Here is a 16,314-nt window from a genome sequence, read left to right on the forward strand (position 1 = left end):
CAACGCCACGGCGAGCAGAACCCGGCAGACTTCGGTAATAATTTATTCGGTGTTTTGCGCGCCGTTTTCATAGAGGCGCAGCAGCTCCAGAAGTTGTTGCCGAGTGCGTGGCGAACTGAGCGGTTGCCCATCCCTTGCGCTAAAAAGTACTCCCGGGGTAAGATGAATTTTGTCCAGCCGGTCGACAGGCAAGCCGGTTTGCAGCAGTTCGTCCGTTTGAACGACAAGAATCAGCGCCTCGACCTCGCGATTCATCAATAGGGCGAAGGTTCTATCGAAAAGCCCGGGCTCGGGAAATGGCATGGCGTTTCCCCGGTTCGTCAGAGTTTCGCCGTGGCTCGTCAAAAAGCACCCAACGCCGTTGGCTAGCAATTCGGCATGCCGGAACTTCCCTGCCTTCATGGCTTCCTCGCCGCCTAAGAACACTTCGATCGGAATGCGGCCTTCCCCTTGGATTAAACCCTGGAAATAGACGGGCAGCTTGGCTTTGGCCGTAGGGTTTCCTCCGAAGTAAGGGGCGTAATTGACCTCGTTGATGACGGCACCGTTCTCATGCCAGGGACGGGCAATATCTACGGAGATAATATCGATGCCCGCATTGGTGAGACCGAAAAGGCGGGCCGCGCGGACGGCAAGTTCCGCGTTGTCGGGATGGACGTCGCCGGTGGCGTCTTCGATGTTTCCGCCCCATTCGGAAGATTCGATGCGCCGTAAGGCGACCTTCACTCCGGCTTCAGGGATAGACTCGGCGGTAAGACCTTGCTCAGCAATGGATTCGAACGCCAAGTCGTCCAGCCGGATGGGTTTGCTTCTCGACCAGGACGGCTTCTTTCGGGCTTCGTCGAAAGCCAGCTGCACCAGTTCGGCAATCGTGTGCGTGCCGTCCCCGGTGACCGATTTCGGCTTTCTGCTCAGGGCGTACAATAATTCGCCGTTGGCTACCAGCAATCGGTAACAGATGCCCGGTACTTCGCGCTCGATCAGAACGGTTGTCGTAAGGCCAGCGGCGAACTTGAAAGCCTCTGACAGCTTTTGTGCGTCGTTGATGCCGACCGTTACTCCTTCGCTGCGGTCCCGGTCCACCGGCTTGACGACTATCGGCCAGCCTAGTTTTTCGGCGGCCTGAAGCGCGGCGGATGCGTTCGAAACCGTAGTATGCAGAGGAGCCGGCAAACCGGCCGAACGGAGAATTTGTGCCGTCCAGTGTTTCTTCTGAACCAGCTTCGAGCCGATGGCCGAGTCTTCGGCGACGGAACTTCTGTCCGTGATGCGGGAGCGCGCGCCGTAACCCAACTGGTAAACGCCGGCGCCCAAATGCCGGAAAGGGATATGCTGCAGGTAGGCCTGGTTGAGGATAGGCACCGTTGAGATGCCGACCGGCACTATCGAACGTAACGGTTTCAGCGCTTTTTCCTCGATCAGCTCGTAAAGTTTGGTCAGGTCAGAGAGGGGACGGTAATGCGCAGCGGCCCAGGTCACAAAGTCGAGCGCGGCATTGTAAGCGATCACGGTGCATTTCTGCGCGATCAGATCGATTCGGGGGATGGCGACGGTGGCCAATCCGGCGGACGGGTTTTGGGCGTCGGGTTCGATTCCTAGAACGCGCCCGGCATCGAAAACCGGGATTCTGGCGAGCTGCTGCAAAGCGCGTCCGACCAGCAGGATTCGCCAGGTAAATTCGATCATCCGGCTTACCGTTGGATCGGAAGAAGGAAGGGCTGTACCGGGCGATTCTAGGTTTATTGCAAATACTTCTTCCAGACAGCGGTCCAGTGCTATAAAATCAACATCGCCGGATAATCTCAACCGCAAGGTCAACTGCGAAGTCGGTTGCCGCAGTCCGTGCCGGTAACCAAGTTGATTCTGTAAAAGTTTCATCTGCGCGTTGTTATAAAAGCCGGATTGAACAGTAATATTTGACACATTGTATTCGGCATGATGGTTCTTGGGATATACGAGTTAGCTCTAACTCGACCTGGATACATCATATTCCATTCAACGGTTTCATTGCCACCCTTTGACCCGCTAACCATTAAGGAGCGAATTATGAATAAAAAACTGGTCCTCGATCAGAGCCGGCTGCTCGGCTTCAAGCTTTTAGTGAAAGATCCCGGCAATCCGTTTGCCGGCAGTGCAATGATTGGCAAGGTACCCGCTCCGGTTGGGGCAAAGGTAGGTAAAATTCCGGCAGCGGCTCTTATAGGTGCGAAGGTCGGCAAGGTTGACCGTGCCCAAGTGGCTTTCTCGTCTATCATTGGGGCCAAGATCGGTAAAGTCGCTTAAACTCTTAATTTTTATGGAGTAGAGGTGAGTATGGCCGGGCAACCGTTAAAGGTCTAATCGGCCGTACCATAGAGTGCCGAGATAAATTTGCCGTTTCGACAGGGTTGGGACGGCAAAATTTTATCGGAATTGCCGGCCGGTCCCGGCAAGGTTATCAGGGAGGAAAGCCGGAAACACGAAGTGTCGGTTCAATCTTACATGTTCGCTATGGACATGGGCTAATAAAGTCGGCGACAGCTTTAGACGGCCGGCTCTCTTTCAACTCTTAGAAATTATCGATTCAGTGAATTTGTCTTTCAGTTTTCCTCCGAACGGCGAAAGGGCGCGGTATCTCGACAGCCGCATGCGTTCGGAACTGGCCAATAGCATTGATTATCTCGGCCAGGCTTTGGACGATCAACTCGGCGAAAAGCCTCCCGGCCTGGCGGAACTGGGCGAACGTTTGAAGCGCGGTGATTTATACCCGCCCTCGACATTCGGTCTGTATTACGAGATTAGCTCCGCCTTGATGTACGGCGACCATGCGTCGGCTGCCGACTTATTCCGCGAGTTGAGCCTGGAACGGCCCATCACGCCCGAACTTAAAATAGTCACGCTGGATCAGATCGTGCCGCCGTCGAAACTGGCGCGTTACCAGCGGCTGATGGATACGGATTCGGAGACGCCTTTTCATATCATGCCGCCTCAGCCGGATGAGGCCGGGAAACCGGTAGAACGGTTCCGCGCCGCTTTTGAACGGCTGCAAAAGGCCGTTCCGGCGCTGGCCGAAGAGTTCGAGGCGATCATTCGCGAAGTCATTCTGGTCGTCGGGGACAAAAGTAACGGTTACGATTTTGCCGGCGGCTCCTGCTACCTGCTTTGGGGGGCCTTATTCATCAATGCCGAGCAGCATGCCACCGATGTTGCTATGATCGAGGCGATGGCGCATGAAAGTGCCCACAGCCTGCTTTTCGGCTTCACGATCGAGGAGCCGCTGGTCGAGAATCAGGGCGACGAACGGTATACTTCTCCTTTGCGGGACGATCCGAGGCCCATGGACGGGATCTACCACGCGACATTCGTATCGGCCCGTATGCATTGGGCGATGTCCAGGCTTCTCGAGTCGAACCGATTGAGTTCCGAGGAAATCTCATTGGTCGTCGCCTCGCGCGAGGCCGACCGCCGGAGTTTTTGGAACGGATTCGAAACCGTCCGGCAATATGGGAAGCTATCCGAAACCGGCAATAAATTAATGGCAAGCGCTTATGACTATATGAGCCCTTTTCAACGCGCTTGATTTGCCGTTGAACCGGCGATCGAAGGGTTTAGCTTCTGCCCGTGCCGAAAAACGGCGGCCGGGAGCATTGCCTATCCGAACGATCGCCGACTTGACAGAGGCGGCTCCTACCTTAGCGTTATAACCACCGCAGGAAATGCCGCCATCGTTCCAGGGGGCTCAGGTCGAGGTTATCGACTCTTCCCCGCCACAGGTACAGCGGATTGATCAGCCTGAGGTAAATCCAAATGACCGGCATCAGGAGCAGCGCCGGGACCACATTCAAGACGATGCGTTTGACCGCATCGATGGACAGCCGCAAGGGCTTCACGAAGGCGAACATCCGCTCCCATTTCATTAAGTGCTGGTACGCCACCACGATCGCCACCAGCACCGCGATCACGCTGAGCGGAATCCTGATTTCGAGTAGAAGCTTCAGGTAAGGCCAGAGCAATACCAGCAGAAGCAACATCAGCGCCGTGATCAGGGCCGAGAGCGCCGGAATCAGCATCATCGCTTTCCCGAAGCGCAGCCCGGATACTTTCAACTGTTTGAGGAGGTCGGGGCTCGGGCTCGGCGCATCGATCTTCGGCGCGATGGCCAGAAAGCTCCATAAGGCAGCCGGTTGGGTTGGTGCCGTCCCGAACCCGTTATTGTCCCTGAAGGTATCGAGTTCCGGGGCGCTCATCCGGTAGCCGTCCAGCATTAAGGAATAGGCTTCGACTTCGCTGAACGCATCCAGGTCGGTACGTACGTTAGCCAGGAGCTCCTGTATTTCGGGAGCGACGTCGAATCTTCCGGTTTCAGGCGGAAGGGAGGGAGCGCCGCTTTCGGCGGGTTTGCCGTCCTGGCCGATCCAGGGAATCTTGCGAATCCCCAGGTCTTTGCGCAAATGCATGAAAGCGGTTTTTTCGCGTCCGAAAGTGTCGAACAGGTTATCGAGGGTTTCGCTCCGGAGCCGGTCGGGCGTCACGCAGTTCGCGGCGCGCAGCAGTACCGGAAGGGTATCCGTGTCCGGTTCGTCTTCGACGGCCAATTGCAAAGAGGCGTCGCTGACGATGAAATGGGTGCATTCGGCCCACAGCAACGCTTCGATGCCCTGGTTATCGTAGACTCCGCCGTCGACCAGCTGGATACGGATATCATCGTCTTCGTCCCGGTAAAGCCCGCTGACCGCGAGCGGCGGAAACAGTCCCGGAACGCAGGCGGAAGCCCCTACGGCATGGCCGAGTTCGAAATTCTGCTGATGGGGCGCGAGGTCCGCGTAAGACGGCGCTCTGCGGTAGATGTCGGCGGGAGTAACCGTTTCCGGCACTTTAGCGTTTATATCTCCCAGCGGTTCGCCCATGGTTTGGGCGGTGAACTGCCAATCCTGGCCGTTGTTCAGCGCCGTTGCGTTGAGGTTCAGGATCGGTACTTTGGCTTTTCGGCGGGCATTTCCGGTTCTGGGATGAAAATCATCCGGTTCGCCCGGAGGATGAATCTTCAGTTCCCGCATCTGCACCGGGTCGGAAACGTCGTTCAGCACGTCCCGGTAGAGGTATGTGTTATAGAGTTCGGAGATGCGGTCGCTGCGGGAATAATTGGCCGCGGCCATCTTGAGGTTGGAGCGGAAATCGGCGAAGGTGCGCAAGCGAATGTTTTGGTCCGTTGCCTTTTTGAAGTCGGTTTCAATCCGTTTGACGAGGTCGACATAGTCCTGGTCCTTCACTTCGCCGTCCGGTTTGGACTCCAGCAGTTTTTTGACATGGAGGTAGTACAGCGCGGCAATGATCGACCCGCCGGAAACGGCGGAGATCACTTCCACATCGCGCAGCAGGCCCTGTTCGGCCATTTGCGCCAGTACGCCGATGTGGAAGTATGAAGCCCGAAAACCGCCGCCGGAAAGGGCCAACCCGAGTTTTTGTTGTAGTTTGTTTGTTGCCATGAGATTCCGCCACTGTCGATTGAAGAAGTTGGCTAGCGCCGATTGTTATTCTCTTTCTTTTTGGCTTTCGGATCAATCCATTTAATGGAGCGCGCTGCAATGATATTGTCATCTGTCCGTGCTACTTTGGCGGATTGTAACGAAACGATGACGGAGAGCGATTTTGAAAGCACTGCTGGAAGATTTGTTGGCGCTGCGCCTTGAGGTGATGCGGGAGGCGGAAAACATGCTGTTCCGTTACGGTGACTGCTTTTCGGGCGGCCGGCCGAGCTATAGCGCGGTCAACCTGGCCCATTATGTGGCGCTGCGCCGGCGCGATCTGTGCGTCCTGCAAAAGCGTCTGGCCGAAGCGGGGCTGTCTTCGCTGGGACGAAGCGAGTCGCATGTATTGGCAAATCTGGATGTGGTGATCCGCCTGTTGGCGCGCGTTGTCGGCGAGAATGTGGATGCGCTGATCGCCGACGAAGGTGGGGGGAGTTTTGCGAAAGGCCGCGACTTGCTCGCGCATAATACGGCGGCCTTATTCGGCCCCCCGCCGGACGACCGCAGCGTCAGGATCATGGTCACGCTGCCGACCGAAGCGGCATTCGATTTCCAGCTGGTCAAGGGGCTGCTGCTCAGGGGCATGAATTGCGCCCGGATCAACTGTGCGCACGACGATGAAACGATTTGGGCGAAACTGCTCGAAAATGTCCGGCGCGCCGAACGCGAGACCGGTCTGCCGTGCAAAATTCTGATGGATCTGGCCGGGCATAAGATCCGCACCGGCCCGATCCAGCCCGCGCCGCCGGTGATTCATTTGAAAGTCAAACGGGACCTTTACGGGCAGTTGGTCGCGCCGTTCCATGTCCTGCTCGGCAAGCTCGGCCCGGGCAATGCCGGTAAACCGTCTTATGGCGGCGACATACAGCGGTCCGACTACCGGATCCTCCATATCCCCGACGATTTTCATGAACAGTTGACCCTGGGCGATCGGATGTATTTCGGCGACTGCCGGCACAAGACGCGTTTTTTCGAGGTGGTCGAAAAAGCCACGCCGGACTACTGGCTTTGCCATGGGTTCAGCTCGACTTACCTGCACGCCGAGACCCAGTTCAGCTGGCGGCGCGCGAATGCGGCCGGCAAATTCGACGTGTTGGGCGAATTTCCGCTGGCGCCGTTTTCCGGCAAGTTTTCGAGTATTCATGTCGAAAACGGCGACCATTTACTGTTGAGCCGCGGCGACGAATTGGGCTGTCCGGCCGTGTATGGGGTGAACGGCCAGATCCTGACGCCTGCCAGCATCGGATGCAGCTGCGAGGCGGTATTTGCGGCACTGCGTCCGGGCCAGCCGGTCTGGATCGACGACGGCAGGCTCGGCGCGGTCGTCGAGTCGGTCACGGACGACGGCGCCATGCTGAAAGTGATCGAAGCCGGGCAGGGCGGCGTGGTGATCCGCAGCGACAAGGGCCTGAATTTTCCCGAAACCGATATCGACCTGCCGGCGCTGAGCGACAAGGATTTAGCGGATCTGGATTTCGTTTGCCGCCATGCCGACCTGATCGGTTTTTCCTTCGTGCGTTCGCCGGGCGACATGGCGATTTTGATCGACGAACTCAAGCGGCGCGGCCGTTACGATTTGCCGATCATCGCCAAAATCGAAACCAAGGCGGCGGTCGAGAATCTGCCGTGGATCATTTTGTCCGCGATGGAGCGCCATCCACTCGGCATCATGATCGCGCGCGGCGATCTGGCGGTCGAACTCGGCAGCGTCAAAATGTCCGAAATTCAGGAGGAAATTCTGTGGCTGTGCGAATCTTCGCACGTGCCGGTCGTCTGGGCGACCCAGGTGCTGGAAACCCTGGCCAAGAAAGGCCGCACCTCGCGTCCCGAAATCACCGACGCCGCGATGAGCGTGCGCGCCGAATGCGTGATGCTGAACAAAGGCCCTTACATCCTCGATGCGATCCGGGTACTGGGCGACATTCTGCAGCGGATGGACGCGCACCAGTATAAAAAAACGCCGCAGCTGCGGGCATTGGAATGGTAAACTCGATGTCCAACCTGGGCGAAATCCGTTCTGGCGCGCGCCAGGACAATAGCACGGCGGTTCCCGTAAGTCCTTTAGGATCTGGTAGGAGGTAACTTCCCGAATGTTGATGGATTTGAAAAGCAGAGGCTTCGCTCCCCTCTTTGAAAAAGACGACTGCAGGGATGCAGGAGGTACAACCCCAAGGATGGGGGAGGTAGATCGCGTCGGGAACATGCGATCGAGGGCAATGCAGGAGCAATTGCCGACGACTGCAGGGAGGCAGGAGGTAGGCAATGCAGGAGCTATAGTGCCGAGGGGGCGGGGGAGATTGATCAAATAAATCCCCCTCGATCCCCCTTTTTCAAAGGGGGAGGTATGTTTGGCGAAATCCTTAAACACCGGCTGAGGCCCTATCCGCAATGGACAACGACCAACTGATCGATCAGGCCCGGCGCCTGTATGCCTTGCTGCACGTCGAGCAATATGTGCGATCCTTTAAAAACAAGGTCCGCTTCGAACGCCTCGACCGTCTGGTGAAAATCGCTTATCGCCGCTACCGGCGCCGCCTGAACCGCTGCATTCTGTGTTACCGTTACCGATTGACCGATTGCGACCGGGAGCGGTTTAAGCACTGCAGCCGGGAACTCTGGAAGAAATTACGCTGAGCGCAGGCTTTCGCCGCCGCGGCGAAAGCCTGCGGAAATGTTACGGATTCGAATCCTGATCGTGGCCGTGGAGGCGATGGATCGCGCCCATGCTGAGCGCAATAAACAAACCGAAGGCGATTACAACGGCCTGGATCGAAAAGCCGGCCCTGATCATCAGGGAATAGGCGCCGAGCATCAGCAGGATGCTCAGGTTCTCGTTGAAGTTCTGCACCGCGATCGAATGGCCCGACCCCATCAGCAAATGCCCGCGGTGCTGGAGCAGGGCGTTCATCGGAATCAGGAAACTGCCGGCCAGGATGCCGATCGCAAGCAGCAGCAGCGTGGCCAGGCGCCAGTCGCTCACCCACACCATCGCCAGCACGACCAGCCCCATTGCGATGCCGAGCGGCAGGACCTTGACCGCATGCATCACCGGCACCGATTTGGCGGCGATCACCGACCCGGCCGCCAGGCCGAGCGCGACGACCGCGGTCAACTGCGTCGCCTGTTCCCGGTCGAAATTCAAGGCGGCGGCCGACCAGGCCAGAATAATGAAACGCAGGCTGGTGCCGGCGCCCCAGAACAGCGAGGTGACCGCCAGCGAAACCTGGCCCAGCGGATCTTTCCAGAGCATCAGGAAACTCTGCCGGAACTCCCGGACCAGCGAGACCGGATCGCGATGCGTCAACGCGTGTTCGATCGCCAGTTTCGGGATGAAGCAATTCAGTGCGGCCGCGATCAGGTAAATGCCCAGGACCGCCAGAATCGCGAATTCGGGCGCGGTATCGATGCCGCCGTTGAAAGCCAGCCCGTTCAGCTGTTGCACGATCTCGGCCCCGGCGCGCGGCCCGATCAGCAAACCGCCGAAAATGGCGCCCAGAATGATCGCCGCGACGGTCAGCCCTTCCATCCAGCCGTTCGCCCAGACCAGCCTTTCGGCCGGCAAATATTCGGTCAGAATCCCGTATTTCGCCGGCGAATACAGCGCCGCGCCGAGGCCGACAAAGCCGTAGGCGATCAAAGGATGCAGCCCGAACAGCATGGCCAGGCAGCCGGCCGTCTTGATGCTGTTGCTGATGAACATCACCTGGCCTTTCGGCAGCGCATCCGCGTAGGCGCCCACAAACGGGGCCAGCAGAATGAACGCGAACACGAAGAACTGCTGCAGCACCGGGATCTGCCAAGCGGGCGCCTGCATCGATTCGAGCAGCGCAATCGCCGCGAACAGCAGGGCGTTATCGCCGAGGGAGGAAAAGAACTGCGCGGCCAGGATCGTGTAGAAACCGCGAGCTACCGAAGGCGCGGCGCGCCGGAGCGCATCGGCGGGAACCGGATCGGCGGCGGCAAAAGGCTTCGAGGATTTATGCATCGCGTTGATCCTTTTCAATCATGGACATGGGCTTCGAGAGACATTTGCGCCGAAAGCGCCGGCTCATCCTGTTTGATCCAATGCATCAGTTCCAGGCTGCCGTCGAAATGCTCGACGATCGCGGTGCAGCTTTCGACGAAATCCCCGGTATTCACGTACAGGAAACCTTCCATTTCCTTGATTTCGGCATGGTGGATATGGCCGCAGATTACGCCGTCCAGCCCTTTGTCGCGCAACGTGCTGACGATGCTTTTTTCATAATCGGAAATGAACTGCACGATGTTTTTGACTTTGAACTTCACGTAGGCGGCCAGCGAGAAATGCGACTGGATGCCGAGCCAGCGCCTGACCGGACGCAAGATGCGGTTGATCCATAACAGAAAGTCGTAGCCGGCGCTGCCGAGTTTGGCGATCCACTGGTGATATTGGGCGATCGTGTCGTATTCGTCGCCGTGCACCACCAGAAGCTGTTTGCCCAGGGCGGTGGTATGCACGTCGGTGTTTTTGACCACGATATCCCCGAACACGTAATTGTGGTAGTCCCGCACATTTTCGTCGTGGTTGCCGGGCACGTAAATAATCTGGGTGCCGTGGCGGGCCTTGCGGAGCAGTTTCTGTATCACCGTATTGTGCTCGCATGGCCAGTACATTTTTTTCGACAGCGACCAGAAATCGATGATGTCGCCGACCAGGTAAAGTTTTTCGCTCTCGGTATGTTTCAAAAAATCGAGCAGTACGTCCGCCTGGCATTGCGCGGAACCGAGGTGAAGGTCTGAAATCCAGATGGTGCGGTAGGTAGTGTTGTCCATAATCTCACCGGAGGTTATTACAAGTCAGTGGGACGCTGCTGAAAACGCCGGAGGCCGGCAGCCCTGTGTGCCGCAAGCAGTGCGCCGCTCGCGGAGCAAAGCGCAGCAGCGATGCTAACAGCGGCGCATGAAAATTGCGTGACATTGGCGTCCGCCGTTCGCGTTCGGCTTGAATGCCGAGAGGGATGCCGGCGCGCGAGGGGATTTGCATGCTAAGGTTCCGCGTCGATCCTGAAGCCTTCCACGAGCGCTTGTTGCGTATTCGGCTGGCTGGAGGCCGCATAAAGGTAATTTTGATGAATGACCGGCGCGGAGAGCGGCCGCCCCGTTCCCCGGAGCGAAACCTCGGCCAGCCGCTTGCCGTCCCGGATGCGTATTCCGTAAAGCGTGCCGTGCTGGCCGATATCGATGATCCACACGATTTCCTCCGCGCTTTGCGGAAGCTTCGAAATCACCGGCAATGACGGATGGGCTCGAAAGCGCTGCTTCGCTTCGGGGCTTTCGGGGGCGGGAAATTGCCAGAAACGCGCGAACTTCGGCGTGCCGTTTTCGCTCACGATCTTCAGCGCGACCAGGCCGGCCGGATGCGTCTTATCCGGCACGAAGGTCGGAATGACCACCACCGGGACATCCGCCGCATAGCCGACGACCGGCTGCGTCACGATCATGCCCATCCAGGGGATCTTGCAGGGATCGGCGGCGATGCCGCAGACATCGGCGATCTGCAGCCGGTCGTACTGCGTGCCGAGATGGTCGGCATCCAATAGGGAAACCCCGCCGTCCTTGCCCGGCTGCACCAGTACCGAATGGCCGTCCTGCAAGGCGACTTTGACCGGCGCGTTCGCGCCGAGGTCGTAATCCATCCAGGCCAGGCAATCCGCATAGCTTTTGCCGTCGCAGTCGCCGCTGGCCGGCTGCAATGGCGGATTGTGTTCGGCCAGGCGGGGAATGAACAGGTTCTTGCAGGATGCCATACAGGCGCTGTCCGGATCGGCCGGATCGAAAACCGCGCACAGCCGGGCATCGCAGCCGGGATCGAAGGCGAGTCCGGGTTTCAGGCGCATCAGCGTATTGGCGTAATCGCGCCGGGACAAGTCCACCTGCCCGTTGCCGGTCGGCACGAACAGTTCGTAGCCGTCCCCGGCCGGGTAAATCTGGGGGCCGGGCGGTGTCCAAATGCCGCCGCCGCAGATCATTTCCTGGGTGCCGGATTCCACCGAGACCGGGCACTCGGCTTCCGGCGTCGTCAGCAGCGTAGCGGTGATCGCCCGATCCGGGCCTTGCTGCCGCCAGAGGTCCAAATCGACTTCGAACAGCCAGCCGTGAAATGGCTGGGTGTCGCCGGCGTTGCCGAAAGACGCGTACACTACGCCGAGCCCGCCGTCTTTTTTCGGCGCATGCTTCAAGGCCGCATGCGAATACGCGGTCGGCGGATTGAATCGGACGGTCGAGCGGCCGTCGGCGGCCGGTTTCTCGGCGCCGAACTCCAGGACCGGAAACGCTGGGTCCAGCGCCTGCCGGGCCAGGTCGATCACGGCCATCCGGTGACTGACGCGGACGCCCCGATCCAGGCATTGATAAGCGATGACCAGTTTCTCGCCGACCAGCGCCGGTGTCGAAACCAGTTCGACCTGCTGCCCGTCAGGCGCAGGCGCGTCGATTTGCCACGCCGGCGCGCCGGTTTCCGCATCCAGCAGTGAAATCATGCCATTGGAGGCGGCGGCGACCAGCCGGGGCTTGCCTTCGATCCGGCTCAGCAAGGGGGACGCGATCAGCGTTTGCCCGACCGCGGCGGAGGGGAGGGGAGCGGTGGCGAACATAGAGGTCAGGGAAACCTGTCCGGGAGCATGCGCGATTGCGAAGCCCGGCATTCGGTCATTCGACAGGGCGAGGCCGGCCGCCGTCAGAAAGGCCGCCTGTAGATAAACCCGCTTGAATTTCATGCAGCGCTGGTACTCTTCTTGCCATTTTGCCGGCATTCTAGTCCGCGACTGTTACGAAATGATGAAAGCGGCCGTTCCGTCATCAGCCTGTCATGATCCCGTTCCCATAATACGGGCCGGTGTTCAATCATGATCTGTTTGAGATGGCGAATGATGTTTTAAGGTCCCGGCGCCGTTTCCTCAAGACGGCGGGGCTGGCATTGGGGGCCGGAGCTATCCCGACCTTGGCCGGGCACAGCGGTATTGGCGAATCGCGGCACGCAGGGGAATTGTCCGGCCGGCCGCAGTCGCTGCAAGGCGTTCAGTTTGGCGACGTGCTGGCGGATCGGGCCGTCGTCTGGAGCCGCTGCGACGGCCCTGCCCGAATGGTCGTCGAGTACGGCTTCAAGCCCGATTTCAGCGATGCCCGCATGCTGGCCGGCCCCTTGGCCCTGTCCGCTACCGATTATACGGCCCGCCTCGACCTGAGCGGCTTGCCGTCCGGGCAGGAGGTGTATGTCAGGGTCCTGTTCCGGGACCTCGATAACCCGAAAATCTTCAGCGAGCCCTTGTACGGCCGTTTCCGGACGGCGCCCGAAGACAGGCGGGACGTGCGTTTCCTGTGGTCGGGGGATACCTGCGGGCAGGGCTGGGGCATCAATCCCGACATCGGCGGCATGCGCATCTTCGAAGCGATGCGGCAGACCGGGCCGGACTTTTTCATCCACTGCGGCGACAGCGTTTATGCCGACGGCCCGATTCCGGAATCCCAGATCGTGCCGCAGACCGGCGCGGTCTGGAATAATCTCGTGATTCCGGAAGTCGCCAAGGTCGCCGAGACGCTGGACGAGTTTCGCGGCCGCTATAAATACAATCTGCTCGACGACAACCTGCGGCGCTTCAATGCGGAAGTTCCGACCGTCTGGCTTTGGGACGACCATGAGGTCATCAATAACTGGTCCCCCTCGAAAGATTTGGGCGCCGACCCGCGCTATGCCGAAAAATCGATCGCGAAGCTGGTCGCGCGCGGCAGGCAGGCCGCGTTCGAATATGCGCCGATGCGCCTGCCGTCCGCCGATGCCGCCGGGCGGATTTACCGGAAATTGTCTTACGGGCCGCTGCTCGACGTGTTCGCGCTGGACATGCGTTCGTACCGGGGCGGCAACAACTGCAACGATCAGGCCCGGCCGGGGCCGGAGACATGCTATTTGGGACGGGAGCAGCTGGACTGGCTGAAAGCCGGATTGAAACGGTCGGCCGCGGTATGGAAGGTGATCGCGGCGGACATGCCGCTCGGCCTGCAGTCGCTGGACGGCGTCGACCGCCGGAGCCGGCCGCAATTCGAAAGTGTCGCGAACGGCGACGGTCCGGTGCGGGGGCGCGAATTCGAGCTGGCCGAGTTGCTGGCGTTCCTGAAGCGGGAAGGCATCGCCAACACGGTCTGGCTGACTGCGGACGTGCATTATGCGGCCGCCCATTTTTACGATCCGGCAAAAGCCCGGTTCAAGGATTTCGAACCGTTCTGGGAGTTTGTCGCGGGCCCTTTGAATGCGGGCAGCTTCGGCCCGCACGAGCTGGACGATACGTTCGGCCCGCAAGTGATCTTCCAAAGAGCCTCGCCGGTACCGAATCTGTCGCCGTTATCCGGCCTGCAATCGTTCGGTCAGATCGACGTTGACGGCGAGAGCGGGGTAATGACGGTGATTCTGAAAGACGGCAAGGGGAACGCGCTGTATATCCGGGAATTAGTTCCAGCTTAGCGAAAACGGTGTCGGAAATGGATATGGAATCTATCCATTTTTTATCCATTATGGATCTTTTTTAAATATATACAGCATCTTGCCTGTATCTGTAGAATCTTCTTCTGGAAGAACCTCACGGACATAATAAAAACATCGGAGCAGGGGGACCATCTACCTTTAACGATAAGCAACCAGAGTGAGCGTTATGAAAATGAAATTATTCGCAATTATTCAGCCGACCAACAAAGGTCTCGCCAAAAGTTTTACCGCTTACTGCCCGGACATTCCGGGCTGCATTGCCCACGGGCCGACCGAGGAAAAAGCCCTGTTGGCTTTACAGGTCACCCTTTCGCACCAGATACAAAACCTGGAAGAACTCGGGCTCGAACCGCCGACGCACCAGTGCAAGGTAAAAATCCTGGAGGTCGAAACCGTCGATGTGCCGCAAAACGATTACGGTTTCGCCAACTTAAGCCGCCTGCACTAGCTGAATCCAGGGGGATACAGCGACAATCCTTATGGAGCGGAACGCTCGGGCGATACTGTGCGCACACGCGGCTACCTACCATGAAACCGTCTTTTCGACCCGTCCGTCCCGATTCCGTTCCGTCCTCTTTTTTGGACAAGAACGCGATAGCTCGAAGCCTCGTCCCGTCGATTGCGATGAGGGGGGCTTGTTGTTCGGGACTTTAAGAGGGGAGGCCGATATTTTGCCTTCATCGGGATTGACTCCGGGAGGATTTCATGGAGACCGATGTGCTTATCGTCGGAGCCGGCCCTACCGGGTTGATGCTCGCCAATCAGCTGGCGCGGAGAGGCGTACGGATCGCCATTATCGATCGGCATGAAGGTCCCGCCCGTGAGACCCGGGCGCTCGGCGTACAGGCCCGCACTCTGGAAATTTATGCGCGCCTGGGCATCGTCGGGCGTGCGCTCGAACTCGGCAAGCGCGGTACGGGCGCCAATTTGTGGGCGGAAGGGCGCTGGATGGCGCGCGTGCCCTTGAGCGGAGCCGGACAAAACGCGACTCCTTATCCGTACATTCTCATTCTCGGCCAGGACGACAACGAACGTATCCTGGGAGACCGCCTCCGCGACTGGGGAGTCTCCGTCCAGTGGCATACCGAGCTGATCGGGCTCGAACAGAAACAGGACCATGTCGAGGCCACGCTGAAATTGTCCGACGGGGGTACGCGCAGGATAGCCGCCGCTTGGGTGGCGGGATGCGATGGAGCGCACAGCGCCGTGCGGGCGTTATCGGACATCCCTTTTGAAGGGGCTCCTTACCCGCACGTGTTTTTTGTCGCCGATACCGTGGCAACGGGGACAATGGTTCCCGATCAGGTCAACGTTTATCTTTGGCGGCAGGGCTTTCATCTTTTCTTTCCGATGCGCGGACGGGATCACTGGCGGCTTGTCGGCATCCTTCCTCCCGCCCTGCGGGGCCGGCACGACTTGGGATTCGAGGACGTACTGCCGTCCTTGCATCGCGAAGCGGGAGCCGGTCTCGACATCAAGAGCTGCACCTGGTTTTCCTCTTACCGGATCCATCACCGCTGCGCCGCATGCTTCCGCGACCGGCGCTGCTTCCTGCTCGGCGATGCGGCGCACATTCACAGCCCGGTCGGCGCGCAAGGTATGAACACAGGGCTTCAGGATGCCTACAATCTGGCCTGGAAACTCGCCCTCGTGGTCCAGGGTCGTGCCGGCGCGGCGCTCCTCGACTCCTACGAGGAGGAACGCCTGCCGGTCGCGCGCCGCCTGCTGAATACCACCGACAAGGGGTTCAAGCTGGTCGTCGCCGACAACTGGCTTGCCGGCCTGTTGCGGACCAAGATTCTCGCCCGTCTGGCGGCCTGCGCGCTGCGGCTCGAACGGATTCAGCGTTTCGCGTTTCGTGCCGTTTCCCAGATCGGCATCCATTATCGGGCAAGCCCGCTGTCGAAATCGCAAGGCGAAATGCCCGAGGGGGCGCCCCAGGCGGGCGACCGTTTTCCCTGGCTGCGGCTCAAATTCGCTGCCCAAGGCCCGGCCGAAGACCTTTTCGAAAAGCTCGACGATACCCGTCTGGTCCTGATTGTGATCGGGCAGCCTCCGCCGTCCGGCGCCGCCGCGGATTACGGCGGGTTTCTGCGCATCCATGCCGTCCCCGCCGATCCCTGCAATGACGCGGAATTGCGGCGTGCCGGTATTCCCAGTCCCTCGTTCTACCTGCTGCGTCCCGACGGCCACATCGGCATCTGCGGCGGTGTCCTGGACGCTTCCGCCATTGCGGATTACGGGCGTGAACGGCTGCGTCTTGCGGGCAGCGCCGACCAACGGCACAGCGCATGAAGTTTCGCCCGTACC

At 59.3% G+C, this 16,314-nt stretch carries 12 protein-coding genes; 7 read left to right on the plus strand and 5 right to left on the minus strand.

All coding sequences use genetic code 11. The annotated features are described in order from the left end of the window. Positions 1-42: 42 nt before the first annotated feature. A complete protein-coding gene (locus JJL52_RS11285; protein WP_202052523.1) occupies positions 43-1,686 on the minus strand; it encodes a hypothetical protein in 1,644 nt (547 codons plus the stop codon). 360 nt (positions 1,687-2,046) lie between these two features. Between JJL52_RS11285 and JJL52_RS11290 the strand changes: the two genes are divergently transcribed. Both JJL52_RS11290 and JJL52_RS11295 read left to right on the plus strand, forming a co-directional pair. Next, positions 2,047-2,283: a hypothetical protein gene (locus JJL52_RS11290; protein WP_202052524.1), complete on the plus strand. Its 237-nt coding sequence runs from the start codon at positions 2,047-2,049 to the stop codon at positions 2,281-2,283. 343 nt (positions 2,284-2,626) lie between these two features. After that, positions 2,627-3,559 carry an aKG-HExxH-type peptide beta-hydroxylase gene (locus tag JJL52_RS11295; protein WP_202052525.1) on the plus strand — a complete coding sequence of 311 codons (933 nt, stop codon included), beginning with the start codon at positions 2,627-2,629 and terminating at the stop codon, positions 3,557-3,559. 118 nt (positions 3,560-3,677) lie between these two features. Here JJL52_RS11295 and JJL52_RS11300 read toward each other — a convergent pair whose 3' ends face one another. Then, positions 3,678-5,465, minus strand: a complete 1,788-nt coding sequence (locus tag JJL52_RS11300) for a patatin-like phospholipase family protein (protein ID WP_202052526.1) — start codon at positions 5,463-5,465, stop codon at positions 3,678-3,680. A gap of 163 nt (positions 5,466-5,628) precedes the next feature. Between JJL52_RS11300 and JJL52_RS11305 the strand changes: the two genes are divergently transcribed. Further along, a complete protein-coding gene (locus JJL52_RS11305; protein WP_236994209.1) occupies positions 5,629-7,494 on the plus strand; it encodes a pyruvate kinase in 1,866 nt (621 codons plus the stop codon). Between the two features lie 401 nt (positions 7,495-7,895). Continuing rightward, positions 7,896-8,141 (plus strand): hypothetical protein, encoded by a 246-nt coding sequence (locus tag JJL52_RS11310; RefSeq protein WP_202052527.1) that lies wholly within the window; start codon positions 7,896-7,898, stop codon positions 8,139-8,141. 40 nt (positions 8,142-8,181) lie between these two features. Here the strand turns inward: JJL52_RS11310 and lplT are convergent, their stop codons facing one another. The 3 genes from lplT to JJL52_RS11325 form a co-directional block, all read right to left on the minus strand. Further along, positions 8,182-9,492, minus strand: a complete 1,311-nt coding sequence (lplT, locus tag JJL52_RS11315) for a lysophospholipid transporter LplT (protein ID WP_202052528.1) — start codon at positions 9,490-9,492, stop codon at positions 8,182-8,184. A 14-nt stretch (positions 9,493-9,506) separates the two neighbouring features. Continuing rightward, positions 9,507-10,301, minus strand: a complete 795-nt coding sequence (locus JJL52_RS11320) for a UDP-2,3-diacylglucosamine diphosphatase (RefSeq protein WP_202052529.1) — start codon at positions 10,299-10,301, stop codon at positions 9,507-9,509. 212 nt (positions 10,302-10,513) lie between these two features. Continuing rightward, positions 10,514-12,280 (minus strand): PQQ-like beta-propeller repeat protein, encoded by a 1,767-nt coding sequence (locus tag JJL52_RS11325; RefSeq protein ID WP_236994210.1) that lies wholly within the window; start codon positions 12,278-12,280, stop codon positions 10,514-10,516. 107 nt (positions 12,281-12,387) lie between these two features. Between JJL52_RS11325 and JJL52_RS11330 the strand changes: the two genes are divergently transcribed. From JJL52_RS11330 to JJL52_RS11340, 3 genes are all read left to right on the plus strand, one after another. Continuing rightward, entirely contained in the window at positions 12,388-13,983 is a 1,596-nt protein-coding gene (locus JJL52_RS11330; protein WP_202052530.1) for an alkaline phosphatase D family protein, read from the plus strand. Positions 13,984-14,170: 187 nt separating this feature from the next. Beyond that, entirely contained in the window at positions 14,171-14,452 is a 282-nt protein-coding gene (locus JJL52_RS11335) for a type II toxin-antitoxin system HicB family antitoxin (RefSeq protein WP_202052531.1), read from the plus strand. Positions 14,453-14,709: 257 nt separating this feature from the next. Continuing rightward, positions 14,710-16,299, plus strand: coding sequence for an FAD-dependent oxidoreductase (locus JJL52_RS11340; protein ID WP_202052532.1), 1,590 nt, complete (start codon positions 14,710-14,712; stop codon positions 16,297-16,299). Positions 16,300-16,314 lie beyond the last annotated feature (15 nt).

Origin of the sequence: Candidatus Methylomicrobium oryzae, from assembly GCF_016745425.1 — a bacterium.
Classification (GTDB): Bacteria; Pseudomonadota; Gammaproteobacteria; order Methylococcales; family Methylomonadaceae; genus Methylomicrobium; species Methylomicrobium oryzae.

Coding starts and splice junctions, on each gene's coding strand:
- JJL52_RS11285 (WP_202052523.1), bottom strand. CDS start 1,686: ATGATCGAATTTACCTGGCGAATCCTGCTGGTCGGACGCGCTTTGCAG.
- JJL52_RS11290 (WP_202052524.1), top strand. CDS start 2,047: ATGAATAAAAAACTGGTCCTCGATCAGAGCCGGCTGCTCGGCTTCAAG.
- JJL52_RS11295 (WP_202052525.1), top strand. CDS start 2,627: ATGCGTTCGGAACTGGCCAATAGCATTGATTATCTCGGCCAGGCTTTG.
- JJL52_RS11300 (WP_202052526.1), bottom strand. CDS start 5,465: ATGGCAACAAACAAACTACAACAAAAACTCGGGTTGGCCCTTTCCGGC.
- JJL52_RS11310 (WP_202052527.1), top strand. CDS start 7,896: ATGGACAACGACCAACTGATCGATCAGGCCCGGCGCCTGTATGCCTTG.
- lplT (WP_202052528.1), bottom strand. CDS start 9,492: ATGCATAAATCCTCGAAGCCTTTTGCCGCCGCCGATCCGGTTCCCGCC.
- JJL52_RS11320 (WP_202052529.1), bottom strand. CDS start 10,301: ATGGACAACACTACCTACCGCACCATCTGGATTTCAGACCTTCACCTC.
- JJL52_RS11325 (WP_236994210.1), bottom strand. CDS start 12,280: ATGCCGGCAAAATGGCAAGAAGAGTACCAGCGCTGCATGAAATTCAAG.
- JJL52_RS11330 (WP_202052530.1), top strand. CDS start 12,388: ATGGCGAATGATGTTTTAAGGTCCCGGCGCCGTTTCCTCAAGACGGCG.
- JJL52_RS11335 (WP_202052531.1), top strand. CDS start 14,171: ATGAAAATGAAATTATTCGCAATTATTCAGCCGACCAACAAAGGTCTC.
- JJL52_RS11340 (WP_202052532.1), top strand. CDS start 14,710: ATGGAGACCGATGTGCTTATCGTCGGAGCCGGCCCTACCGGGTTGATG.